18 protein-coding genes and 4 pseudogenes are annotated in these 23637 nt (G+C 71.7%); 8 read left to right on the top strand and 14 right to left on the bottom strand.

The window, feature by feature from the left end; genetic code table 11:
* Positions 1–361: 361 nt before the first annotated feature.
* From ACZ7HT_RS29580 to ACZ7HT_RS29570, 3 genes and pseudogenes are all read right to left on the bottom strand, one after another.
* Positions 362–1819, bottom strand: coding sequence for a phytoene desaturase family protein (locus ACZ7HT_RS29580; protein ID WP_471171456.1), 1458 nt, complete (start codon positions 1817–1819; stop codon positions 362–364).
* Positions 1816–3147: a DUF3556 domain-containing protein gene (locus ACZ7HT_RS29575; protein ID WP_471171495.1), complete on the bottom strand. Its 1332-nt coding sequence runs from the start codon at positions 3145–3147 to the stop codon at positions 1816–1818. Before ACZ7HT_RS29575 ends, ACZ7HT_RS29580 begins: the two co-directional genes overlap by 4 nt.
* Positions 3148–3173: 26 nt before the next feature.
* Positions 3174–3587, bottom strand: a pseudogene (locus tag ACZ7HT_RS29570) (IS110 family transposase); the annotation flags it as partial.
* 540 nt (positions 3588–4127) lie between these two features.
* On the opposite strand from ACZ7HT_RS29570, the pseudogene ACZ7HT_RS29565 reads away from it, so the two are divergent.
* Positions 4128–4609, top strand: a pseudogene (locus tag ACZ7HT_RS29565) (IS5 family transposase); the annotation flags it as partial.
* 15 nt (positions 4610–4624) lie between these two features.
* Here ACZ7HT_RS29565 and ACZ7HT_RS29560 read toward each other — a convergent pair.
* A complete protein-coding gene (locus ACZ7HT_RS29560) occupies positions 4625–5167 on the bottom strand; it encodes a GNAT family N-acetyltransferase (protein WP_471171455.1) in 543 nt (180 codons plus the stop codon).
* A gap of 338 nt (positions 5168–5505) precedes the next feature.
* On the bottom strand, positions 5506–5739 hold the full coding sequence (locus ACZ7HT_RS29555) for a hypothetical protein (RefSeq protein WP_471171453.1): 234 nt from the start codon (positions 5737–5739) through the stop codon (positions 5506–5508).
* A 1026-nt stretch (positions 5740–6765) separates the two neighbouring features.
* On the opposite strand from ACZ7HT_RS29555, the pseudogene ACZ7HT_RS29550 reads away from it, so the two are divergent.
* Positions 6766–7082, top strand: a pseudogene (locus ACZ7HT_RS29550) (MFS transporter); the annotation flags it as partial.
* A 555-nt stretch (positions 7083–7637) separates the two neighbouring features.
* Here ACZ7HT_RS29550 and ACZ7HT_RS29545 read toward each other — a convergent pair.
* Complete coding sequence (locus ACZ7HT_RS29545) at positions 7638–7973, bottom strand: hypothetical protein (RefSeq protein ID WP_471171451.1); 336 nt, start codon at positions 7971–7973, stop codon at positions 7638–7640.
* 178 nt (positions 7974–8151) lie between these two features.
* Positions 8152–8292: a hypothetical protein gene (locus ACZ7HT_RS29540; RefSeq protein WP_471171450.1), complete on the bottom strand. Its 141-nt coding sequence runs from the start codon at positions 8290–8292 to the stop codon at positions 8152–8154.
* A gap of 183 nt (positions 8293–8475) precedes the next feature.
* On the opposite strand from ACZ7HT_RS29540, the gene ACZ7HT_RS29535 reads away from it, so the two are divergent.
* A complete protein-coding gene (locus ACZ7HT_RS29535) occupies positions 8476–9567 on the top strand; it encodes a PP2C family protein-serine/threonine phosphatase (RefSeq protein WP_471171449.1) in 1092 nt (363 codons plus the stop codon).
* Positions 9568–10261: 694 nt separating this feature from the next.
* On the opposite strand, the gene ACZ7HT_RS29530 is transcribed toward ACZ7HT_RS29535, so the two are convergent.
* Entirely contained in the window at positions 10262–10462 is a 201-nt protein-coding gene (locus ACZ7HT_RS29530) for a DUF5988 family protein (protein WP_471171447.1), read from the bottom strand.
* A 183-nt stretch (positions 10463–10645) separates the two neighbouring features.
* Between ACZ7HT_RS29530 and ACZ7HT_RS29525 the strand changes: the two genes are divergently transcribed.
* Positions 10646–13327 (top strand): SpoIIE family protein phosphatase, encoded by a 2682-nt coding sequence (locus tag ACZ7HT_RS29525; protein WP_471171446.1) that lies wholly within the window; start codon positions 10646–10648, stop codon positions 13325–13327.
* 275 nt (positions 13328–13602) lie between these two features.
* Here ACZ7HT_RS29525 and ACZ7HT_RS29520 read toward each other — a convergent pair whose 3' ends face one another.
* A complete protein-coding gene (locus ACZ7HT_RS29520) occupies positions 13603–14226 on the bottom strand; it encodes an SMP-30/gluconolactonase/LRE family protein (protein WP_471171445.1) in 624 nt (207 codons plus the stop codon).
* Positions 14227–14853: 627 nt separating this feature from the next.
* Here ACZ7HT_RS29520 and ACZ7HT_RS29515 point away from each other — a divergent pair.
* The 4 genes from ACZ7HT_RS29515 to ACZ7HT_RS29500 all read left to right on the top strand — a co-directional run bounded on the left by ACZ7HT_RS29515 (position 14854) and on the right by ACZ7HT_RS29500 (position 18319).
* The gene (locus ACZ7HT_RS29515) at positions 14854–15951 is read left to right on the top strand and encodes a baeRF2 domain-containing protein (RefSeq protein WP_471171444.1); all 1098 of its coding nucleotides are present in this window, start codon (positions 14854–14856) and stop codon (positions 15949–15951) included.
* A gap of 309 nt (positions 15952–16260) precedes the next feature.
* The gene (locus ACZ7HT_RS29510; protein WP_471171443.1) at positions 16261–17010 is read left to right on the top strand and encodes a DUF4232 domain-containing protein; all 750 of its coding nucleotides are present in this window, start codon (positions 16261–16263) and stop codon (positions 17008–17010) included.
* Between the two features lie 72 nt (positions 17011–17082).
* Positions 17083–17652 (top strand): IS5 family transposase, encoded by a 570-nt coding sequence (locus ACZ7HT_RS29505; RefSeq protein ID WP_471171441.1) that lies wholly within the window; start codon positions 17083–17085, stop codon positions 17650–17652.
* 46 nt (positions 17653–17698) lie between these two features.
* Positions 17699–18319, top strand: a complete 621-nt coding sequence (locus ACZ7HT_RS29500) for a calcium-binding protein (RefSeq protein ID WP_471171493.1) — start codon at positions 17699–17701, stop codon at positions 18317–18319.
* Positions 18320–18591: 272 nt separating this feature from the next.
* Here the strand turns inward: ACZ7HT_RS29500 and ACZ7HT_RS29495 are convergent.
* The 5 genes and pseudogenes from ACZ7HT_RS29495 to ACZ7HT_RS29475 form a co-directional block, all read right to left on the bottom strand.
* A pseudogene (locus ACZ7HT_RS29495) lies at positions 18592–19883 on the bottom strand (DmpA family aminopeptidase).
* Positions 19884–19953: 70 nt separating this feature from the next.
* Positions 19954–20937 (bottom strand): acetylxylan esterase, encoded by a 984-nt coding sequence (locus tag ACZ7HT_RS29490; RefSeq protein WP_471171440.1) that lies wholly within the window; start codon positions 20935–20937, stop codon positions 19954–19956.
* Positions 20938–21125: 188 nt separating this feature from the next.
* Positions 21126–21305: a carbohydrate-binding protein gene (locus tag ACZ7HT_RS29485; protein WP_471171438.1), complete on the bottom strand. Its 180-nt coding sequence runs from the start codon at positions 21303–21305 to the stop codon at positions 21126–21128.
* Positions 21306–21902: 597 nt separating this feature from the next.
* Positions 21903–22265 (bottom strand): DUF1304 domain-containing protein, encoded by a 363-nt coding sequence (locus tag ACZ7HT_RS29480; RefSeq protein WP_471171436.1) that lies wholly within the window; start codon positions 22263–22265, stop codon positions 21903–21905.
* 62 nt (positions 22266–22327) lie between these two features.
* Complete coding sequence (locus tag ACZ7HT_RS29475; protein ID WP_471171435.1) at positions 22328–23494, bottom strand: aldose epimerase family protein; 1167 nt, start codon at positions 23492–23494, stop codon at positions 22328–22330.
* Positions 23495–23637 lie beyond the last annotated feature (143 nt).

Genomic DNA, 23637 nt, shown 5'->3' with positions numbered 1-23637 from the left:
CGAGCTGCAGGGTCTCGGATGGCGGCCGTGGACAATGCCCGCCATGGCGTCCCGCAGCGTCCTGCCCGGTCCCGTCATCCAGCGCGGTCCGCGCGGCGGCCGCCCGCCGGAACGCGGCCTGCCCGTGCTGCGGGATCTCGTACGCCAGCGGCCCCAGGCGCCGGAAGTACGCCCGGGGATCCGGCTGGTCGTAGACATCGTCGAAGCGCGCCTTGCCCATGCTTGCGTCCATCACCGGATGGTGCCCCTTCCCGCCCCTCCCGCGCGTCCGAGCACCGGGGGCGCGCGATGGCGACGCGCGCTCACGCGAGATGGTCCGGCCGGTGGATCAGTCCCCCGGTGGCAGCTCCCCACCGGGCCTTCACTCTCGGCGGCGACGGGGGACGCGCCCTTCCCATGGCGGGTGGACTCCCAGGTGGCGCAGGGCGGAAGCCGCCGCCCCGGCGCCGCACATGCCGTGCGCACCGGGTCCGGGCGGGGTGGCCGCGGAGCACAGGAACACTCCGGGCAGGCCGGTGGAGTACGGGTCGAGCGTGGGGCGCGTCCCCAGGACGAGCTGGGGGATCGTCTTCGCCCCGGTGAGGATGTCGCCGCCCGCGAAGTTGGGGTTGGTGGCGGCGAAGTCGGCCGGGCGGATGACCCGACGGCCCACGATCCGTTCGCGCACGCCCGGGGCGAAGCGTTCGAGCTGCCGCAGGATCGCCTCGGTGGCGTCCCCGTCGTATCCGTGCGGGACATGGGCGTACGTCCACACGGGGTGGACGTCGCCGGCCGAGCGGGACGGGTCGGCCAGGTACTGCTGGCCGACCAGGACGAAGGGCCGCTCGGGCATCCGGCCCTCCGTCACGTCCCGCTCCGTGGCCGCCACTTCGGCGAGCGGGCCGCCGAGGTGCACGGTCCCGGCACGCCGGGCCCGCTCGTCCGTCCACGGCACGCCGCCCTCCACCGCCAGGTCGGCCTTGAACGCGCCCGGGCCGCGCCGGAAGCGCCGGTACGCGGCCGTCACGCGGGCCGGCAGCCGGTCGCCGTACAGGCCGGCGACCTGACCGGGGTCGAGGTCGAGGAGGGTCACGTCGGCCGGTGGGATCTGGCGACGGTCGGTGATCCGTACGCCGGTCTCGATCGTGCCGCCGTGCGCGCGCAGCACGGCGGCAAGCGCGGTCGCGATGGACCGCGAGCCGCCTTCGGCGACCGCCCAGCCGGAGGCGTGGCCGGCCGTCAGGATGCCGAGTCCGATCGCCGAGCTGAGCGGATGGGACAGCGGGCGGTACGCGTGCGCCGCCACGCCGGCCCACAGCGCCCTGGCCTGCGGGGTACGGAAGATCCGGGCGAGCGCGACGGCGGGCAGCACGGTCGGCAAGCCGAAGCGCGCGAGCAGCAGCGGGTGCGCCGGGATCCGCAGCAGCGGGCCCATCACGTCCTCGGCGAGCGCGTCCCAGTGCCGTACCGAGGGCGCCAGCAGGGCGCGGTAGCGGTCGCCGTCCGGGCCGAGTCCGGCGGCGGTCGCGTCGACGGAGCGCAGCAGTACGCCGGCGGTCCCGTCGTCCAGCGGGTGCACGCAGTCGATCTCCGGGAGCCGCCAGCGCAGCCCGTGGGCCCCGAGGTCCAGGGAGCGGAGCGCGGGCGAGGCGACGGCCATCGGGTGGACGGCCGAGCAGTGGTCGTGCAGCAGTCCGGGCAGGATCGCCTCGTCGCTGCGGGTGCCGCCGCCTGCCTCGTCGGCGGCCTCCAGGAGCGTGACTCGCAGCCCCGCCTGCGCGAGGAGGGCCGCGGCGGCGAGCCCGTTGGGCCCGCCGCCGACGATGACGGCGGTGGTCACGACGCCGTCTCCGCGGGCGGCCGGCCGGGAAGCGGGCGCAGCGGGTGGAGGGAGCGCACCCCGTGGACGGGATAGTCCGGGCCGTCGGTGGGCCAGGGCTGCCGGGTCAGCATGTCGCGCACCGTGACGTGGCCGCTTTCCAGCAGTCCGAGGGCGGCGTCGTGGATCTCATAGGCCTGAGTCTGCCGGTGGATGGGCTGGCCCTCCAGACAGATCACCCGGACCTCGCCGGGCGCGAACCCGCAGCGGGCCTGGACCGCGCGCAGCAGCTGGTCGTCGTGGAGGTGGCCCTCGCCGAAGTTCCAGCCGAGCGCGAACCCGGCGATCAACTCCCCGTCGAGGACGACGGCGTCGTCCTGGCCGTCGGTGACGCGGTCGATCAGCCCGTTGTGGGCGCGGCCGTGGGAGTGCATGGCGCGCCAGCCCTGGATCTTACTCGCCGTCATCAGGGCGGTGTCCGGGTCGTAGAGCATCTCCAGCTGCTGGGCCGCGAGCCGGTTCGACGTGGTCAGGCCGGCCGCCAGGCGGTCGAGGGCGTCGCCGGTGAACACCCAGGCGGTGGTGGCCCAGTTGCCGGCGTAGTAGCGCATGGCCGGCAGGAACGACACGAGGTCGGGGCGCAGGTTTCCCAGCACGGGAAGGACCAGCAGGCTCGGCAGCAGCACGACGAGCAGCCAGGGCGACTCCAGCTGCCACACCGTCACGTCGCCGTGCGCACCGAAGAGGTGGAAGAGCGAGAAGACGAAGAAGATGTTCCACTCCAGCGGCACGCCCATCGGCACGGTCGACAGGATGTGGAGGTGGAAGACGGCCATGTAGAGCACGGCCGCCCAGGTCCACCAGCCGCCGTCGCCGAGGAACACGAGGTACAGCGGGACGAGGTACTCGGTGAGGGTTCCGACGTGGGCGAGCACGAACGGCAGTCGCGAGGGACGCAGGTCGTGCGGGTGGTCGCGGTAGAAGGCCCGCTTGAGGCGGCGGGAGGGCAGCAGCGGCGCGTTGCTCATCATCGTCGCCACGACGAACGGGAAGTGGTGGTTGAGCTTGGACGTCGCCGCTCCCCACCACAGTGCCAGCATGACGAGCTGGAAGCCGACGAACATGTCCCCGTACGGGAAGAAGAAGAGCAGCAGCGACAGTCCGTACTGCTCGCCGCGCGCCGCGAGGAAGACGGTCTTGTCCCGGAGCCCGATCGCCGCGAGGGAGGCGATGAGGGGCACGGCCGCCGCCGGGTCGATCAGACCGACGTCGCCGAAACCCGGGACGGGGCTGCCGTCGCCCGGCCGGCTCAGCAGCCACACGCCCGAGCCGAGGACGGCCGCGTACAGCAGGACGTCCGCTCCCGTGCGGCGGTCGCCGCGGCGAGGACTGCGACGGCCTGGGCGAGCTCGCTGTCGGCCGGCAGCTGGCGATGTGCGTCTGCGTCAGTGCGCAGGATGTTCGCCAGCACCATCGCGTCGAGGTGGTCGGACTTCTTGCGCGAGACCGTGTGGCGCTCGCGATAACGCGCGGCCGCCATTGGGTTGATGGCATACACAGCGCGGCCGGTGGACCTGAGGCAGGCGACCAGCAGGCCACGGGAGGTCTCGATCGCCACCGGTATCTGATCCCCCGGGTCGTCGCCGTGTTCGGCCAGGAGGTTGAGCAGCTGCTGCAGGCCGGCTGCGTCGTCGCTGATCCGGGCCCGTCCGAGGAGCTTGCCGTCGCCGTCGACGAGGGCGATGTCGTGGTGGTCGCTGGCCCAGTCGATCCCGCAGAACACCCTCATGCGCGTCTCTCACGTCCTTCTGTCCGATGTGTATATCCGCTGGTCAAGACCAGTGCGGAGGCACGCGACTCCCTAATGGAAGGGCTCTGGGCCCGTCATCCGATTGGTCGTTCGTGACCCCAGCTGACCGCAGGGGCCTCGGTCTGTGCAGGAGCTCGAAGGCATCCCGGCGAAGTGAGAGGTTCACCCGGCAGAGGGCTCGGACCACGAACGTCAACGGCCTGATCGTCCAATAGGTTCCGGTCGAGAGAAGCGCGCGGCGGAGCAGGCTGGCCTTGACGCCACTCTCACTACCGCGGGCCCTCGGTGGCAATCGGCCAGCACCCAGGGCCAAGTCTTGACCGAGTGCTCACGAGCTCCGGGGGCGTGTATGGCTCACTGGATGCTGGCTGATCGCCACCGAGGCGAAGCCGGTGGCCGCGATCTCTTTCGAGGTCTCCTGGACCGGGTAACGGGTAGCAGTCCACCGGCTTCATCCCCCCATTAGGTAACGGGGATCTCCAGAAGGAGTCGCCCGGCGGGGTCTTCGTCGAGCCGGCCGACCACGGGCTCGGTCGGTCCCGAGGCGGTCTGACCACAAAGATCCATTTGGCGGTCGAACAGGGCCAGAAGCCGCTGTCGGTGGTGATCACCGCCGGTCAGAGAGGCGATTCCCCTCAGTTCGAGCCAGTCCTGGAAGCGGCCCGGGTGCCGAGACTGGGTCTGGGACGGCCACGCAAGCGACCGGACCGTGTGCGCGCCGACAAGGCAACCACTCTCGCAGGAACCGCGCCTATCTATGCAGACGCGGTACCAAAGCGACGATTCCGGTCCCTGTGGACCGCGTCCGCAACCGACAAAAGCTCGGCTCTCGCGGCGGTCGACCACCGAAGTTCGACAAGGCTGCCTACCGCGGGCGACACGCGGTCGAGTGCGGCATCAATCGCCTCAAGCGCCACCGGGCCGTGGCCACGAGATACGACAAGCTCGCCGTCCGCTATGAGGCGACCGTGCTGGTCGCAGCCCTCAACGAGTGGCTGTGACCCCGGGCACCAGCGTCAGGTTGCCGCCGCCGCGTAACACCGGACGGTCACCTTCTGCTCCGGGCCCCACTGCTGCTCGACCGTGGCCAGCAGCTGCCAGCCGAGCCGCTCGTACAAGGCTGCCGCCGCAGTGTCAGAAGCCACCACGTCGAGTACCGGATGCAACCCGCGATCCCGCGCTGCTGCGACGGCCTGCGCCATCAGCAGCGCACCGATCCCGTGGCCGCGGGCCGACGGAGCGACGAACAGCCGGTTGACCACGGCAGTCGCGTCGATACTCACCCCTGCACGAGCGTTCCACAGGACGGGCGCCGCGTCTCCCACGGTGCTCTGGGACAGGCCGACATGCCCGACGATGCGGCCATCCAGTTCCGCCACCCACGAGGCGATGAGCGATGGCGGCGTGAGCCATGTGCCAGGTTGGGCAGGCCAGTTCACCGGATAGCCGTCGCGCTCATGGACCTCTGCCAGCACCCGCGCACAGCCACTCAGGTCGCGATCAGCTCGCTGTCGGGTACTCGGGCGTCGGTCCGCGCCGGACGAACTCTCGCTCTTCACCGCGGCATGGAAACACACTCCAAGGCCCCTGACCAGCGACTTTCGCAACAGGCCCTACTCGCCCGGGATGCCGGCATGCGTCTTCGGCCTGTGAGCCGGGGGGCGAGCCGGGCTCGATCCGGAGGCGGCCGAGTGCGATGGAGGGGATACCGAACGCACCCCCTCCGCCGACGTCGAGCGGAACAGTCCGATGGCGGTGGCGGGGAGCACCGATGGGCTCACCGCGCACACCACGGCCCGTCCTCGCATGCGAGGGCGGGCCGTTCCCGCCAACCGTGCACGAGCACTGGGTTCGCGGGTTGTGCGGAGCCACGCCCGTCGCCGGGCGTGGCTGCGGGTCAGTGGGCGCCGAGGTAGGCGAATTCCGCGCCCTCCTCCCAGCCCGCCTCCGAACACGAGGCGGTGAAGATCGTGCCGTACACGGACGGAACGCCGGTGGCCGCACAGTGCGAGCTGAAGCTGGCACTGCCCTCGGAGAAGCTTCCGATTCCGACGCCGTCGTGGGCGAGCGCGGCACCGGCGCCACCCAGCAGGATGCCCACAGCCAGAACAGACGCGGCCAGAGAACGCATGACTACTCCTCAAGATCTCCGAAAGACGCGGCAGAAATTTGCCCGTCGCGCGATCAAACACCGCACAGGAGCAAAGGGACACGACATATCACTCTATTGCCGGAAAGAAGATCACGAGGCCATACGACCGCAGAAACGATGCTTTTCAGTTGCCCGTTGAGAATCGCCCTCCCCGCATGACATCGCATGTGTCAGGCACGAGAGGCGCACGGCCAAGTCGGGTCGGCTGCGCTCCTGTTCCGCTCGTTCAGCGCGGTTCACCACGGTTCGCGGCATACCCCTCGCCGATGCCCGCCGGGGCACCCACGCCGTCGCCGTCGCCTGCGAGCCGTCCCAGGTCCGTCGTCAGTGAGGCCAGCCACGACACGGCGCGTGTATGCACGCGGTGCGCCGGGCGGGTCGTCGGCGATGACAGCCGCGGTGGACATCGCGAGCGCCGCGTCCGTCACCTCCAGGAGTGCCGCGTTGCGCCGCAGCACAGCGGGAGCGGCGTCCTCAGCTGTTGCCGGCGTCTGACGGACCTGCCGCAGGTGCGCGTGCGCCCGGCCGTCGGGGATTCCGCCTCGTAGCCGGGCTGCGGTCTCCCTCGCCACGGCCCCCACCGCCCGTAGCGGGTCAGGTCCTCCTGCTTCCGGCACGTCCGTCGCGCCGGAGGCCGGGATTCCCGGCCCACGCCTCCCATCGGCGTGTACGGCTCCGCTCCCGCTCCCCCATCCGCCCCGGCCCCGGCTTCCCGGGCGGAAGCACACCCAGGGGCGGTGACGGCAACACCGTCAGCCGGCCGAGCAGAGTGCGCGTCGCAAGACCCGTATGCGCCAGCGCTCTCGGCCGCACACCCGCTCCGGCCGGCCGTTCCGCCTCCGGGACATGGGGGGAACGAAGCCCCGCACCCGGCCCTCTCCCGTTCTCGCACTGCCTCTGGAGCACGATGACAACCGTCGCGTCCGCGCCCGGCACGCCGTCCGGAAACCTCCGTTCCCGGCTCGTCGCCCCCGTACTCGCCTTCTGCGGCATGGCCGTCGCCGATCCGTACTCTGCGCGGTCAGCTCCGACATCGGCGTGCTGATCACCGGCCGGGTCCTCCAAGGCGCGGCTCTCGCGGTGATCCCGCTCGGCATCATCCACGACGAGCTCCCCGCGGAGCGCGTACTGCCGTCTATCGCGCTCATGAGCTCCTCGCTCGGCATCGGCGCGGCGATCGGACTGCCCTGGCCGCCGTCGTGACGGAGAACTTCGACTGGCACACCATGTTCTGGGCGTCCGCCGCACTCGGGATGCTCGATCTCCTGCTCGTGCTGTGGATCGTGCCGGAGTCGGCCGTGCGCTCCCGGGGACGCTTCGACGTGCCTCCTGGCCGCCGCCACGGACAACACGAGGACTTCCCGGGCCGGAGGATCCCGCCCGGGGCCGGCAGGGCCACCTGCGGGAGGCGGGGGTCAGGCACGGCGGGGATGACGTCGGTGTTCTCCATCAGCCATCGGAGCACCGCCATCGCGCAGGCGCGCCGCTCGGTGTCCGCGTAGGAGGGGGCACTCGCCAGGTTGGTCCGCTCACGCGGGTCCTTCGTACGGTCGTACAGCTCGGGCTGCTCGTAAAGCCGCCATACGTACGTCCACTCACGGTCCCGCAGTGCGACCGCCTTGCCGACCAGTTCGGGCCGTTCGTGCTGGATGGCGCCCTTGAGGTCGTACGGGAAGCCGGGGCGTTCCATCATACGTACGGTGCGGGGCACCCGGGTCGCGCAGCAGCGGGGCGAGGCTGCGGCCGAAGTGGCGGTGGGGGCCTCGACACCGGCCAGTTCCAGGACGGTCGGCAGGACGTCGATATCTCCACCATCGCGTCACTGACCTGGCCTCCGGGGGTGACCTCGCCGATGCCGTAGCGGTCGCGGACGGCCCTCATGTAGCCGGGTTCGCCGGAGGGGGCGCCAGGGGCGGCGGGGTCGGGCGCGGCGGCCCGGTCGAAGCGGGAGAACCAGGGTTCCTCGACCTGGAACGGACAGTGCGGGCCACCAGCGGCACGAACAACGCCCAGGGGCCCTCGGGAGGGTGGGCGAGCCGCTCCTCGGCGGTCCGTACGGCGGCCTCGTCCGGGTCGATGCGGCCGTCGTCGGGCACCCGGCCCCGGTAGAAGAGCCGGGACCAGACGCCGTCCGGGCAGTCGCCCCCGTATCCGGTGGTCGGCAGGGTGGAGAAGCTCTGCCCCGCGCGACGAGCGCATTCCGCCCGGTCCACATGGCCAGGCCCTCGCCTGTGGGTGCCCGCGCCGTTGGTGGCGGAGCCTTCACGATCTGCGCGGGCGGCAAGTCGATACGATCCCCCGGATCAGGCGAGACGAGGAGCAAGCCGCCCGGCGATCCGGCCGAGGCCCATGGGCTGCCGGGATTCGGGCCGGGCGGGTGCCTCCTCGGCCCTAAGCCCGCAGGATGAGCTCGTCGCGAACCACGCCCACGGTCATGTTGCCGCCCAGCAGGAAGGACAGCCTGCCGAGCATCCGCTCTTCGGTGAGGCCCGGTCGCTCGCCGAGCCGCCCCCTGATCCGCTGGGCGTCCACGAACCTGACGCAGCAGAAAGGACGCTCCTGGCACCCGATATCACCTTCTGTGACCGCCCTGTCTCCACGAGTCAGTGACGAATCATGCGGTCGCGCCCTCCCGAGCCGGCAGGCGGGCTCTGTCACACGCGGAGCCCACTTGTCACGTCGCTGACCGAGCCCCTCGCGGATACTCTGGGATTCATGATCGAGTCCGGACAGCCGCGGCTCCGACGGAGCTACGGCTACGGCAGGCTCGTGCGGCTGTCGCCGGTGATTCTGACCATCGTGATCGGCAGCCTCGCCTACGCCACGCCGCCGGAGATGGCATTCAGCCGTCTCCTGCCCGCGGCGCCGGCCCTGGCCGCCGCCATGTGGCCGGTCCTCCCGACTGTCCTCCTGGGGACCGTCTGCCTCCTTCTGATGATCGGCCTCAGCCTCGTCTTCCCCGATCTGGGGACGTGGTGGACGTGCGGGGGGATCGTCGCGGTCACCGTGGCCGCCGCATACGGAAGCCATGTCCGGCTTCAGCGGGAGCGCACGCTCCTTCAGGTACGGCTCGTCGCCGACGCGGCCCAGCAGGTGGTGCTGCGGCCCCTGCCGCACCGTTTCCGGAACGTCGAGATCGAATCGCTGTACCTCGCGGCCGCCGCGGAAGCCCGCATCGGCGGGGACTTCTACGAGGTGGTCGATACGCCGTACGGGGTACGGCTGCTCATCGGCGACGTGCGGGGAAAAGGCCTGCCGGCAGTGGGGGCGGCCGCGGCGATCGTCAACGCCTTCCGGGAGGCGGCACATAGCGAGGCCTCCATGGCCGACGTCGCCCGCAGGCTCGACGCGAGCTGTGCCCGGCACAACGCCGCCCATCCACCCGAGGCACCGATGGAGCGCTTCGCCACCGCGCTGCTCGTCGAGATCCCGCACCAAGGCAGCCGCATCACCATCGTCAACTGCGGACACCCCCCGCCCTTGATCCACAGTCTCAAGGATGTGCGCATCCTCGAGCCGTCCGTCCCATCGCCTTTGCTCAGCCTCGCGGAACTGCTCGGCGACCAGTACCGTGCGGACGCCTTCGCCTTCGCTCCCGGCGAACTTCTCCTCCTCTATACGGACGGGATCGCCGAAACCCGTGCCCGGGACGGTGAGTTCTTCCCGTTGACGGCGTGGATGCGCCGACAGCCCCCCACACCTCCCCGTGATCTGCTCACGGCACTGCACCACGACCTCCTCCGTCACAGCAGAGGCCGCCTCGACGATGACATCGCCGCCTTGGCCGTACGCCTGCACACGCCGTGAGCCATGCCCGTGGGCGGCCAGTGCTCGGTGAGCTGGGCGACCATGAACAGTCCACGTCCGCCCTGCTCGTTGTCGCCGGCGTAACAGGCGATCTGTCACGCCTCCGGCGGCGAGCGCCGCTTCCCTGCCCCGTACGGAAACCGTCCCACGCCCAGAGGAGGGGTGGCAGACGAAGGAAGTGACGGGGCCGTACGGCTGCACCACAGCCGGCGGCAGGTGTCCCGCCGCCGCCCCGCACCACGTCGCCGACGCTGCCGGCGGCGGTGTTGCCGGTCACGGGGCTGGCGGGCAGCGCGAGCGATCCGGCCTTGAGGATGCCACCACCGCAGATCAGGTCGGGTGCGATCGGGCAATCGGCGGTCCACCCGCGATCGTGAACCTTTCCAGGGTGAGGTTTCCCTCCCCCGAGACGGTGAGGATGCGAAAGTCCGGGGTCCCGGCCCGCGAGCTGCGTCTGACGGTGCTTCCGTCGCCGCGCATGGTGATCTCGCCGGTGACCGACGGCAGGTCGCCGACGTCGTTGTCGCTGTCGCTGTCCGGTGCTGTGAGGACGTAGGTGCACCCCCGCAGGCCAGGTGGACAGATCGGTGGTGGAGCCGGCCTCGTAGAGACCGGGACGCACGTACGGGGCGCATCGACTCGGTGGTGGCGCGATCCGAGTCCACGGCACCTGTCACGCCGTGGTCTGGCCGCCTTACTCGGCGATCTCCGTACGCTCCCACCATTCGTACACCCGCAGGGTTCCCTCCACGGTGTCGTGCCTGCGTTCGGTCTCTCTGAAATGCTCGTATCCGCCGAGGTGCGGGATCTTCACGTCCTCGCCGGGAGTGTCGACGGTGACGATCCGCTCGGGGAGGTCGTCCGGCCCGCCTTCCAGCAATACCTTGTGCGCCATGGCACCAGTGTCACCACCCTCGGTGCGCATCGCATCCGGGTGACGTCCGCCGGGCCCACACCTCTGACGCAGGTGCCTGGAGCGGGGCGGGTCAGGCCGATCAGCAGCACGTGCTCTTGGGTCGTCCGTTCCATGCCCGGCCGCCTGCTCGCCCGTCGTTCGGGCCGGTGCTAGACATGGACTATGGCCGGATTCCTCGGCCGCCTGCGCTCCGCGTTGAGCGTCCGCACCGTCGCCCGCCAGGTCTTCTCCCTCCAGGCGGCGATCGTGGTGCTCCTCGTCGTCGCCGCCGTGATTGCTCTCGTACTGCAGTCCCGGGCGGACAGCGAGCGGGAAGCGCGCAACCGGTCCCTCGCCGTGGCCGAGACCTTCGCCAGCGCGCCGGGCATCGCGGAGGCCGTGGCCGGTCCCGACCCGACCGCGGTGCTCCAGCCACGCGCCGAGGAAGCGCGAAAGGCGTCCGGCGTCGACTTCATCGTGGTGATGACCACGGACGGGATCCGGATGACCCACCCCGATCCGGCACAGATCGGAAGGCACTACATCGGCACGATCGGCCCTGCGGCAGCGGGCGGGATCGTCAGGGAGACCGTGACCGGCACCCTCGGCCCGTCCACCCGCGCCGTGGTCCCCGTGACCGACGCCGAGGGCGACGTGATCGCTCTGGTGTCCGCCGGGGTCACACTCAAGGCAGTGAGCGGAGTCGTCGATCATCAGCTGCCCTTGCTGCTCGGTGCCGCGGCGGCCGCGCTGGCAGTCGCCACCTTCGGTACCGCTCTGGTCGGCAGGCGGCTGCGCCGGCAGACCCACGGCCTGGGGCCCGCCGAGATGACCCGCATGTACGAGCACCACGACGCGGTGCTGCACGCCGTGCGCGAGGGCGTTCTGATCCTCGACGGCGACGGTCGGCTGGCGCTGGCCAACGACGAGGCACGCAGGCTGCTCGGTCTGAGCCCGGATGCCGAGGGCCTTCTCGCCCGTGAGCTCGGCCTCGCCCCGGACATCACCCGGCTGTTGGCTTCCGGGCGCTCGGCCACCGACGAGGTGCACCTGGCCGGGGACCGGCTGCTGGCCGTGAGCCAACGGCCGACCGACCCGGGGGGCGGGCCGTCCGGCTGTGTCGCGACGCTGCGGGACACCACCGAGCTGCAGGTCGTCACCGGCCGGGCCGATGTGGCGCGGGAACGCCTGAAGCTGCTGTACGACGCCGGATGGGAGATCGGCACCAGCCTCGACGTCGAGCGGACCTCCCAGGAGCTGGCGGACTTCGCCGTCCCCCGGTTCGCTGATTTCGTCACCGTCGACCTGGCCGACGCCGTCCTGCGGGGCGAGGAGCCGTCGGAGGGCCGTGCGGCGATGCGCCGTGTCGCGTTCCGGGGGATCCGGGACGACACACCGCTGTATCCGCCCGGCAAACTGATCCATTTCGTCCCGTCCACCCCGCAGAGCCTCGGCTACGGCTCGGGCGAGACGGTCCTGGAGGCGGACATGACCGCTTTCTCCGGCTGGCAGGCTCAAGACCCCGATCGGGCCCGGGGACTTGTCGAGGCCGGCATCCATTCGATGATCGCGGCTCCGCTGCGCGCCCGCGGAGTCATCCTGGGTGTCGTCACTTTCTGGCGGTCGCGCAAGCCCGAGCCGTTCGAGCACGACGATGTGACACTCGCCGAGGAACTGGCCGCCCGTGCGGCGGTCACCATCGACAACGCCCGGCGCTTCACGCGCGAGCACACCATGGCGGTCACCCTGCAGCGCAGCCTGCTCCCCCGCGCCCTGCCGGAGCAGAACGCGCTCGACGTGGCCCACCGCTACCTGCCCGCGCAAGCGGGCAGCGGCGGTGTCGGCGGGGACTGGTTCGACGTCATCCCGCTACCCGGCGCCCGCGTCGCCCTCGTCGTGGGGGACGTGGTCGGCCACGGGCTGCACGCCGCCGCCACCATGGGCCGGCTGCGCACCGCGGTCCACAACTTCTCCTCCCTGGACATGGCGCCCGACGAACTCCTGTGGCACCTCGACGAACTGGTCACTCGGATCGACCAGGACGAGAGCGGCGACGGCGATGTCGCGCCCGTCACGGGCGCCACCTGCCTGTACGCGCTCTACGACCCGGGCACCCAGCTGTGCACGATGGCCCGCGCCGGCCACCACGAGCCCGCCGTCGTGCGCCCCGACGGCAGCGCGGCGTTTGCCGCCGTACCGGGCGGCCCGCCCCTCGGGCTCTCTGGACTCCCCTTCGAGACCGCCGAGATACGACTCCCCGAGGGCAGCAGCCTCGTCCTCTACACCGACGGTCTCGTGGAGGACCGCACCCGCGACATCGACGAAGGGCTGGAACTGCTGCGGCGCACTCTGGCTCACCCCGGCCGCACGCCCGAGCAGACCTGCGACGCGGTTCTGGACGCGTTGCTGCCCGAGCAACCCTCGGACGACGTCGCACTGGTGGTCGCCCGCACGCGTGCGCTCGACAGCACCCGTACGGCCGCCTGGGACGTCGCGTCCGATCCGTCGGCCGTCGGCCAGGTTCGAGCCGCCGTCGCCCGCACGCTGGCCGAATGGGGTCTGAAGGAGGGGTCGTTCACCACCGAGCTGATCCTCAGCGAGCTTGTCACCAACGCCATCCGCTACGCCGCCGAGCCTGTCCGCGTACGTCTGATCCGCGACCGCGCCCTGATCTGCGAGGTCTCGGACGGCAGCAGTACCGCTCCACACCTGCGGCGCGCGGCGACCACCGACGAGGGCGGACGGGGCCTGTTCCTGGTGGCCCAGTTCGCCGACCGCTGGGGCACCCGCTACACGGCGGACGGCAAGGTCATCTGGACCGAACAGCCACTTCTCACCGACACATCGGACGACGACCGGTGGTGATCGGTGACGCCTACGGCCGTCGGCCGCTCCGGCTCCCCACGTCGGCCCGTACGGGCACCCGCGTCAGCTGTCGATCTTGATCGTCTTCATGGTGAAGTGGGATTCGAGGCGCAGGACGGCGGGCAGGCCGCTGAGCTCGCCGGTGAGGAAGGCTCCGTAGGCGGCGTGCAAGGGGAACTCGGGAAGTGGGCGGCAGGCGCCGGTCCCGGAACCGAGTGAGGCCCCTGCACCCCGCCGCCGACCGCGTGCTCGGCCGGCCACCGCGCTGCCCTGCCTCACGGGATCTCGTAGATTCCCCCGTCGACCCCCGCCCGGTAGAGCCGGCCCGCCGAGAAGCCGCGGTCGCCCTGCCCGTACGTGATCTGGGTGGACAGGGGCAGTCCCGACGCGACGGCGCAGAAGGTGCCGCGCTCGGCCTGCCAGATCCGGCCCGCCGTGTGGGTGGCGATCAGAGGCCGGCCGCGGGCGTCGAGGGTGAGGCCGTCGGGGAGGGCGAGGGTGTCGGTCCCCTCGGTGGAGATCCAGCGCTGCGGGTGCCCCGCATCGGTCACGGGGATGCGGTAGAGGCCCGGGGCGACGGTGCTCTGGACGACGTACACCTGGCTTCCGTCAGGTGAGACGGCGATGCCGTTGGGCTGCGCCACGCGCGCCCGGTCGTGTTCGACCCGGCGGTCAGGCGTGACACGGCCGATGGTCCGGCCGCCCAGAGTCGTCGTGCACACCGTGCCGTCCGGCGCGAGAGCGACGCCGTCGATGCCCCCGAGCCCCGAGGCGTACGTGCTCACCGCGCCTGAAGCCGGGTCCACCAGCAAAAGCTTCGACACCGGGAGGATGTCTCCCGTGAGGGAGTGGAGGAGGTCGTTGCCGGTGCCCACGAGCAGCCGCCCGTCCTCGCGCACGACGATCCCGCGCCGATGCCTCCGGTGATCGGGACCGGGGTGATGCCCGGGGCGTCGATGCGGTAGACCCGGCCGGAGTGGAGGGCGGTCGCGAACATCCGGCCCCGCCGATCGACGGCGATCGACTCGACCCAGTCGGGGATGCGGGCCACCAGGACCGGCGCTCCCTGCCCGGTCCGGTCCGCGCAGACCGGTGCCGCCCGCGCCGGGGCCGGTGCCAGGCCGCCTGCCGCCGCCGCGAGGACGGCCGCCGCCGTCACGGCACCACGGCCGGGGCCACGTAAGGCGCGACAGAACGCCCTGGCCAACCCGGCCGCCCTGGCTGCCTTGGTTGCCCTGGTTGCCCTGGCTGCCCTGGCTGACCTGGCTGACCTGGCTGACCTGGCTGACCTGGCTGACCTGGCTGACCAGCGTCACCTCGTGCCCTGCCTGCATCAGCCCGTGCCCGAGACCGGTGTACGGCGCCACGCCGCCACGCGACCCGGTTGTCATCACCACGATCCTCACGGCCGGAGTACCCCGCCCCGTCGGCGATCGACGGCGTCTGGCGCACCGGATGCGTGAGTGCCTCCGACGGGTTGATCTCGGGCATCATCGAAGGTGGGGGGATCGTCGACGGGAGTGGCGATGAGGTTGTCGTTCCTTGAGCCCCTCTACGCAGAGCCGGGCCCGTACGCCTCCGTGTATCTGGACACCTCCCGGGACGTCGATCATCCCGAGCGGGCGATCGCGCTGCGCTGGGGGCGGCTGCGGGAGAACCTGTCCCGTCAAGGCGCGGACCGGGCGCTGATGAACGTACTGGAGGAGGTGGTCGGCGCCGACGCAGACGTTCCGGGGGTGCACGGGCAGGCCATCTTCGCCGCCCACGGCACGCTCGTCATGGACGGAGAAATTCCCGAGCCGCCCGAGCACGACTCCGCGCGGTACAGCACCCTGCCGGACGCCATGCCCCTGGTCACCCAACACGTTCCGGAAATCCCGTACATGGCCGTGGTCGTCCACTACGGCGGCCTTCCGACCGCCGAGACCCACGGCTGGGTGGCGCTGGAGGCGGAGACCGGCACCTGGCCCATGTCCACCGTCACCCCGGGTGAGCGGCTGCGGCGCAGGGTCCCGGTGGCGACCTGGCACCGCACCTGCGTCAGGCTCGGCCATCGGCTGGACGAACGGGCGCGGCGCGCCCATGCCGACGCCGTCGTCGTGGGCGGGGACGAGTGGGCGTGCAACGTACTGATCCACCGCCTGCCGCACCCCCTGCGGGTCAAGATCGTACGCGTGGGCGGCCCGACCCCCACCCACACCGGACGCGCCCTGCTGGAGCCACAGCTCGACGGCGTCTTCCGCGGCCGCATGGCCGCGCACGACCGGGAGCTCGTGGACATCTTCATCGGTCGGCGTGCCCTGAACGGGCCCGTTACGGAGGGGCTGGCCGCCACCGTCGGCGCCCTCCAGCGGGGCCAGGTGGCAGCACTGCTGCTGAACCGGCCGCCGGGGTCCTCACCGCAGCTCTGGGTGGGCTCCCAGCCCACCCAGCTCGCCCTGACCGAGGCGGAGCTCACGTCCTTCGGCGTGCGGGCCCCGCGCGAGGAACACGCCGACGAGGCCCTCGTCCGGGCCCTCGTCGGCACCCGTGCCGAGCTGGTCGTCGTACCGGAGAGCGAGCTGGGACTGTACGAGGGCGTGGGCGCCTTGCTGCGCTACGCCGACCCCGGGATCCCGTCCTGACGCCGACGCGCCCCGCTCCCCGGACGCGATCCCACACGGTTCACCTGCTCCCGAACGCCGTCCAGGAATCCTCACAGCGAGTCGACTGCATGTCGCCGCACTGGGTCGAACTGGTCGGCGCCCAGGAGGCGGGGCTGACCGTGCCGTGGGATGTGCCCGGTGTACGGCAGCGGGGTGACCACCGTTCGTCATGGGTGCGTCACGGAACCGCCACAGCGGCGTGCGGCGGGAACCTGCTCTGGTCAGGGGGCCGTGTACCTGCACGCGAGTACCGGTGTGGGACCGGTCGTGAACCTCGGGGAGCACCCAGTGCAGTACACAGCAGGCATCGGCCGCACCGCGGCGGCTCTGGCGACGACCCTGGCGGCCGCGGCTCTGATGACGGGCTGTACGCCGACGGGCGACGACGGCGGGGCCGTCGACCCGTCGACGCCGCCCGCGGCCTCGCGGCAGGCCGATCCCACGCCCACCGGCGGCGACAAGGGCGGAACGACCAGCGGCAGTGGGAGCGGAGGTTCCACGGGCGGCGCGTCGTCCTCGGGCGGGGGCTCCACAGGCGGCGCGTCGTCCTCGGGCGGCTCCTCCTCCGGCGGCACCGGCGGCGTGACGAAGAAGTCCTGCACGATCGACGACATCGAGGTCTCCGAGGCGCACCAGGCCGACGTCCGCCCGCCGGGCACGGGAACCGGGGCCGCCGTCGTCTCCGTCACCAACACCTCCCCGTCCTCCTGCAAGGTGTACGGGTACCCGATGGTCGCGGCGGCGGGCAACGGCTCGCCGGAGAAGAACAAGCCGCTGGCCACCACTCATACCGGCCCCGCCGCGGCCAACGTGCTGCTGGCCCCGGGCGCCCGCGCGTGGACGAAGCTCACGTTCGTCCAGGTCCAGGGCGAGGCGGACGGCTACTGCGAGTCCGGCGCCGCCCCGGCCACCTACCCGACGCTGGTCATCGGCGTACTCGGCGCCGGGAAGCACCAGATCGCCATGGACGACGGCGTGTTCGCCTTCTGCGACGACCGGGTGACCGTCACCGCCTGGTCCTCCGTCAAGCCGTCTTAGGGCACAAGACAGGCCCTGGGACTTGTCCGGCCGATCATGTGACGACTCCGCGCCGAGGTCGTTGTTGTGGTCATGGGGCGGGGTGACCTGGCGGATGCCGAGTGGGAACGGCTGCGGCCGTTCCTGCCCGTCAGCAACCGGCGTTGTGGGCGGTGGCGGAAACACCGGCAGGTGATCGACGGGATTCCGCACCGGGTGCGCACCGGTGTGCAGTGGCATGACCTGCCCGAACGGTTCGGCCCGTGGAAGACCGTTTACGAACTCCATTGGCTGTGGTCCGTCGGCGGCACGTGGGAGCGACTGCTCCAGCAGGTCCAGGCCGCAGCCGACGAGGCGGGTGAGATCGACTGGGACATCTCGGTCGACTCCACCATCGTCCGCGTGCTTCAGCATGCCGCCGGCGCCCGCAACGACCCTCCGCCGGCCTCCGCGTCAAAGGGGGCCGAACCGGCGGAACACCTAGGTGTTCCGTCCTGGGGCGTGCCGTACGCCCGTAGGAAGGAGAATGCGGGCCGCACGGCCCAAGCCCCGCTGCACACCGGCCGCCGCGTGGCAGTCCTCACCCCGTTGCCGCTACGGACCGTGGGAGGAAGATTCGCAGGGCACGACTCATCACGGCCGGTGTCGTCACCGCGGCGCTGATCACACTGGAGTTCCCGGTGGGCAGCGCCACCGCCGCCGCGACCACCTGCTTCGGCGTCCCCGCCCCCTCACCGGCACGGGCACGATCAACGGCACGCCCGGCAATGACGTCATCGTGGGCTCCGCGGCGGCCGACACCATCAGCGGCAACCGGGGCAACGACCTGATCTGCGGGCTCGGCGGCGACGACGTGCTGATCGGCGGGGCGGGCAACGACCGCCTCGACGGCGGCGCGGGCGACGACGGCCTGCTCGGGGACTCGGCCGCGCCCTTCCGGGGCACGGGGACCGGGGCGGGCAACGACATCCTGCGCGGCGGCCCGGGCGCCTTCGACACCATCATCGGCGACAGCGCGGGCGTCAGCGCGGCCATCGGCAGCGGCGGCAACGACCTGTTGGACATGGGAGCCGACGGCGGCTTCTTCGCAATCGGCGACCACAGCATCAGCGACGAGGCGGGCGGGCAGGCCCGGGGCGCGGGCAACGACCGCATCATCGGCGGCACCGGGGACGAGATCCTCGTCGGGGACAGCTCGGTCGCGGACGCCTCCGTGACCGTGGCCGGCAACGACCAGATCGACGGCGGCGCCGCCACCGACAGCTGCGACGGCGAGGCAGGCACCGCGGACGTGGCCGTCCGCTGCGAAACGGTCACGAACGTCCCGTAGGCCCTGTCCGGGCGATCCTCGCGGGCCGCCACGCCTGGCACGGCACCTCGCCGCGTTGTCGGACCGCGCACGTACGTCCAGTACGAGCCGCGGTCCTCCGCCTTGCGATGCACCGCGCCAGGCGCCGCGGGCTGATCCACGAAGACCGCCCGGACAGGAACCAGCTGAAGGGTGTCGCAGAAGGTCGTGTCCGGGCAGGTCAGGGCCGGGTTCGCGGCAGATCTGGTCATGTGGTGAGGGCGAGATTGCGGGAAAGAGGCGCGTGGCTCGGGTCAGGCGAGACCGAGCAGGGCGCGGACCCGGTCGTGCGGGAGGGCCGGTGTGCGGTGTCCCCGACGGCCGGTCATGGGCTCGTTGGCGACCAGGGCGTTGAGCACCGCTTCCTCGACGCATTGCACCGCCGCTTCGTAGAAGGGGTCGATCCGGCCCCACGGGACGAAGCGGAGGTTGTCGTAGTCCTCCTCGGTCGGGTCCCCCTCGGGGAAGGTGCTGCTCAGGGCACCGGCGTTGGCGGTGGAGAAGGCGAGGAAGATGTCGCCGGAGAAGTGGCCTCCGGAGGTTCCTGTGCGCCCGAGTCCGAGTGCGGCACGGCGGGCGAGGGCCTTGCACTGGCCGGGGAGGAGGGGCGCGTCGGTCCCGAGGACGACGATGACGGAACCCGCCCCGACCGGTACGCGGCCGGGCGTACCTCCCAGGTCCCGCTGGAACCAGTCGTCGTCCTCCAGCGGGTTGTCATCGAGCAGGGAGCGGCCCACCGGCCCGCCGGCGATGACGAGTTCGCGCCGGTCGCCGAAGTTGGCCTGGGCTAGGGCGCCGATGGTCCAGGTGTCCGGCCCGTACCCGACGGTGCGCGAGGAGGTTCCCGAACCGCCCTTGAATCCGTAGCAGTTCATGCCGGTGCCGCCGCCGACCGATCCCTCCTCCAGTGGGCCGAGGCGGCCGCGTCAATGGCGGCGATGGCGTGTTCGGGGTGGACATGGCGGCCGTTGATGTCGTTGAGGTAGCCGTCCCAGGTCTCGGCGACCACGGGGAGCATCCACTGCGCGGCGAGCCTCGGATGGTTCTCCGCGACCCACTGGTCCACGCCGGTGTGGACCGCGCCGACCGCGTGGGTGTTGGTGAGTGCGATCGGCAGGTTGAAGCCTCCGGACTCCTCGATCCAGGTCGTGCCGGTCATCTCGCCGTTGCCGTTGAGCGAGTACCAGCCGGCCGCGCAGGGCGTACCGACCCCGTTCCGGCCCCTCGGCAGCAGGGCGGTGACGCCGGTACGAACGCCTTCGCCCTCGATCAGAGTGACGTGCCCGACCTCGACGCCCGGGACGTCCGTGATCGCGTTCCAGGGGCCGTGGGTGCCGTCGAGAGGGATGCCGAGGGCGCGCGCCCGGGGACGGCCGGAGGGCTCTCCGGCTGTGAGCCGACGGGCAGCAGGGTCGGGTCCGCCATGATCCGGCGGACGGTCGTCAGTACCGCGCCAAGGACGGGAGCGCGCCGCCCCAGGGCGGACGGGAGCAGCGCCTCCGGGGCCCACGGCAGTGCCGCCAGGGTGGGCTCGTGGCCCGTCCATCTGGGACAGCTTCAGCCACACCCGTGGCGGCATCCGCGGCAGCGCCACAGGCGACACCGCCTGCCGGCGATCACAGCTTCGGCGCCAGCCCGTGGTCGAGCAGCCAGGACAGCTGGGTGGGCGGGTTCGCGCCGTAGCCGCCTCCGTGGTCGGCGAAGGGCCAGACGGTCATGGTGCGGTCCTCGCCCGCGTAGCTGTTGAAGGCGGCGTAGACCGTCCGGGGCGGGCAGATCGGGTCCATCAGGCCGACGCTGAACAGGGCCGGCGCGGTGGCCCGCCGGGCGAAGTTGACGCCGTCGAAGTAGTCGAGGGTGGCGAAGGCCTGCTGGACGCGGTGCTGGCTGTGCCGGCGCAGGTACTTGACGATCTCCTGGTACGGGCCTTCTACGGCGATCTGCGTGGCCTCGCGGAAGTGGCAGAGGAACGGGACGTCCGGCATCACGGCGGCGACGCGGTCCCCGCTGAGCCCCGCGACGGCGAGGGCCAGGCCGCCGCCCTGGCTGCCTCCGGTCACCACGATCCGGTCGCCGTCGAGTCCGGGCAGCTCCGCGACGGCGTCCACGGCGCGCACGCAGTCGGTGATCAGCCGCCGGTAGTAGTGGTTCTCGGGGAAGTCGATGCCCTTGGTCATGAAGCCCTCGACCCACTGGGTGCCGTCGCCCATGCCGTGGTCCGGGGTGTCCCGGCCCTGGCCCCGGCTGTCGACGACGAGCTGGGCGTATCCGGCGGCGGACCAGAGCAGCTGGTCGGTGGGCAGACCGCGGCCGCCGGAGTAGCCGATGTAGGTCACAACCACCGGCAGGGGCCCGTCCACGCCACGCGGGCGCAGCAGCCAGGCTGCCACGGGCTCGCCGTTCCAGCCGGGGAAGCGTACGTCGTCGACGTCGACGGTGCGCAGTCCGTACTGCTCGGTGACGCGTTCGGCCCTGACCACCCCACTGTGCGAGCGGGACTCGTCGAGAGTTCTCCGCCAGAACTCGTCGAAGTCGCGCGGGTTGGTCGACTCAGGGTGGTAGCTGACGAGTTCGTCGAGTCCGAAGTCGGTGAACGACATGAGGGATTCCTCCAGGTGTGGCGATGGCGAGGTGTCGTGAGATGACGTGATCGGTGACACGGGGGCCCACCTCGGGGCGGCGGGGTGTCGGAAGGGGACGGCCGAGGCGCCAGGGCGCCTCGGGTTCGCGCGCCGGGTGGCGGTCCGCTCCTTCTGTGCGGGCCGCCGGCCTGTGGGGTCGAGGGGCCTCAGTGGGCCGTGCCGGCAGCGCCGAACCGGAAGGCGGTCAGCCGGAAGTCGCCGTGCAGGGTCAGGCTCAGCTCGTGCACGCCGTGGAGCGGCGCGGCGAGCTCGGCGGTGCTGACGGTCCAGGCGTAGCGGTCCCCGGTCACGGGCGCCTCGATCTCGGCCAGGATCCGCCCGCCCACGCGGATTTCGAGCCGCGCCCCGCCCGTGCCGACGCCCTCGCGGGACGTCTCGAGTGCGACCCGGACGGCGCGCAGGAGAGGTCGATGTCGCGGAACAGGAGCAGGGCGCGCCAGACGGGATCAGTGGGCGTGACGGCGCCACCGTGGGAGCGGGTGGCGCCGGCGATGGTGGCGTCCGGGTAGTCGTCGAAGTCGACTGCCCGGATCCGGCGTTCGAGATGTCCGCGGCCTGCGCGCGCGGGGCGGGCTCACCACCTGAGCCGGCGCCGGGGCGTGCTGACCGGCGCCGGGCTGCGGGCCGCCCGGCACACGACCGTCTGCCTGCACCTGCCCGAGCGCGCGGCCAACCCCGTCCTGACCGGCCAGGAGGGATTCCTGGCCGCGGCCACCGCTGCATACCGGCACGGCAAGCGCCAGGCCCAGCACTGCCCCTGGCGACGCACGGCGCTTGCAGGTCCGGCTCCCGGCGGGCGGCCGGTGCCGGCTCTCGTACCCCGACCCGGGCGAGGACGGGGCAGACGCCCGCTGACCGCTCCCCGTCGGTCAGGCCGCCGGCACTGACGTCCCGACGGCCCGATTCGGTCCGCCGGGCCTCGCTCAGTGGGCGGCCAGGACCAGTGCCAGACCGATCAGCGCCGGAACGGTCTGCACGAAGAGGATCTTCCGGCTGGCCGTGGCGGCACCGTACGCACCCGCCACGGCCACACACACCAGGAAGAACACCTTCGCCTGGAAGCCCACCGGGTCGGACGCCACCACGCCCCACACAAGACCGGCGGCGAGGAAGCCGTTGTACAGCCCCTGATTGGCCGCGAGCGCCTTCGTCTCGGAGGCGAACTCGACACTGGTCCCGAACGCGGCCCGGGCCCGCGGACCGGTCCACAGGAACATCTCCAGGACCAGGATGTAGACGTGGAGCACGGCGATGAGCAGTACCACCACGGTTGCGATGATCGACATGGACACAAGAATCACACACGACATCCGCACCCCGGTCTGCCCGGTCCCTTGGCCCTCCCGTATCAGCGGGTGGCGAAGGAGTGGACCGTCGTCGAGCGGTAGGTCCGTCCCGGGCGGAGCACCGTCGACGGGAAGGACGGCTGGTTGGGCGAGTCGGGGAAGTGCTGGGTCTCCAGGCAGAAGCCGTCGCCCTGGCGGTAGACCTTCCCGGAGGAACCCGCGAGCGTGGCGTCGAGGAAGTTCCCGCTGTACAGCTGCACTCCCGGCTCGGTGGTCGCGATCTCCATCACACGGCCGTGGACGGGCTCGGTGACGGTCACGACATGCTGCGGGCTGTCGGTGAGTCCCTTGTCGAGCACGAAGTTGTGGTCGTAGCCGCGGCCGAAGACGACCTGCGGGTGCGCGTCGCGGATGTCCCGGCCGATGGGCTTGCCGTGGCGGAAGTCGAAGGGGGTGTGCGCGACCGCGGCGAGTTCGCCGGTCGGGATGAGGGTGGAGTCGACGGGGGTGTAGCGGGACGCGGCGATCCTCAGCGTGTGGTCGAGGATGCTGCCGCTGCCTTCGCCCGCGAGGTTGAAGTACGTGTGGTTGGTGAGGTTCACGACGGTGGCCCGGTCCGTGACGGCCTCGTAGTCGATGCGGAGGTCGCCGCGAGGCGTGAGGACGTAGTCGACCCGGACGCGCAGGGTGCCCGGGTACCCCATCTCGCCGTCGGCGCTGACGTAGCGCAGGGTGAGGCCGGTGTCCCGCCCTCGCGCGTACGGCTCGACGTCCCACACCCGCTTGTCGAAGCCCTTGTCCCCGCCGTGCAGGCTGTTCGGGTCGTCGTTGAGGGGGAGGCGGTACGTTGTGCCGTCGAGCGTGAAGGCGCCGCCCGCGATGCGGTTGCCGTAGCGGCCGATGATCGCGCCGAAGTACGGGCTGCTCGCCACGTAGTCCTCGAGGTTGTCGAAGCCCAGCGACACATTCGCGTACCGCCCACGCCGGTCGGGTACGTCGAGGGCCTGGACGATGCCGCCGTACGACAGCACGCGCAGCCGGGTGCCTCCCGCGGCCACGGTCCAGCGGTACACCCGTGTGCCGTCGGGCAGGGTCCCGAACAGCTCCTTCGCCGGCCTTCCACCCCGCGGTTCCGCGCCTCCCGAGGCGAACGCCGGGGCCGTCCCCACGGCCGCCGCCGCCACTCCGGCGGCGCCCGCCGCCATCACCGTACGCCTGTTGATGGTCATGTCGTCGTGGCTCCTTGACAGAGAGAGTCCGATGTTTCGTCACACATGCGAGATCGCGGCCGTGGGGGGGGGGGGGGGGGGGGGGGGGGGGGGGGGGGGGGGGGGGGGGGGGGGGGGTGGGGGGGGGGGGAGGGGGGGGGGAG

The sequence above is a fragment of the Streptomyces sp. NPDC037410 genome (assembly GCF_055602235.1).
Note: the sequence above shows the minus strand (reverse complement) of the source record. Positions and strands in the feature narration are given on the sequence as shown.

Excerpts from the sequence above, each read along its gene's own strand:
- ACZ7HT_RS29555 (WP_471171453.1), bottom strand. The coding sequence starts at position 5,739 with ATGCGTTCTCTGGCCGCGTCTGTTCTGGCTGTGGGCATCCTGCTGGGT.
- ACZ7HT_RS29535 (WP_471171449.1), top strand. The coding sequence starts at position 8,476 with ATGATCGAGTCCGGACAGCCGCGGCTCCGACGGAGCTACGGCTACGGC.
- ACZ7HT_RS29530 (WP_471171447.1), bottom strand. The coding sequence starts at position 10,462 with ATGGCGCACAAGGTATTGCTGGAAGGCGGGCCGGACGACCTCCCCGAG.
- ACZ7HT_RS29525 (WP_471171446.1), top strand. The coding sequence starts at position 10,646 with ATGGCCGGATTCCTCGGCCGCCTGCGCTCCGCGTTGAGCGTCCGCACC.
- ACZ7HT_RS29515 (WP_471171444.1), top strand. The coding sequence starts at position 14,854 with ATGAGGTTGTCGTTCCTTGAGCCCCTCTACGCAGAGCCGGGCCCGTAC.
- ACZ7HT_RS29505 (WP_471171441.1), top strand. The coding sequence starts at position 17,083 with ATGGGGCGGGGTGACCTGGCGGATGCCGAGTGGGAACGGCTGCGGCCG.
- ACZ7HT_RS29490 (WP_471171440.1), bottom strand. The coding sequence starts at position 20,937 with ATGTCGTTCACCGACTTCGGACTCGACGAACTCGTCAGCTACCACCCT.
- ACZ7HT_RS29480 (WP_471171436.1), bottom strand. The coding sequence starts at position 22,265 with ATGTCGATCATCGCAACCGTGGTGGTACTGCTCATCGCCGTGCTCCAC.
- ACZ7HT_RS29475 (WP_471171435.1), bottom strand. The coding sequence starts at position 23,494 with ATGACCATCAACAGGCGTACGGTGATGGCGGCGGGCGCCGCCGGAGTG.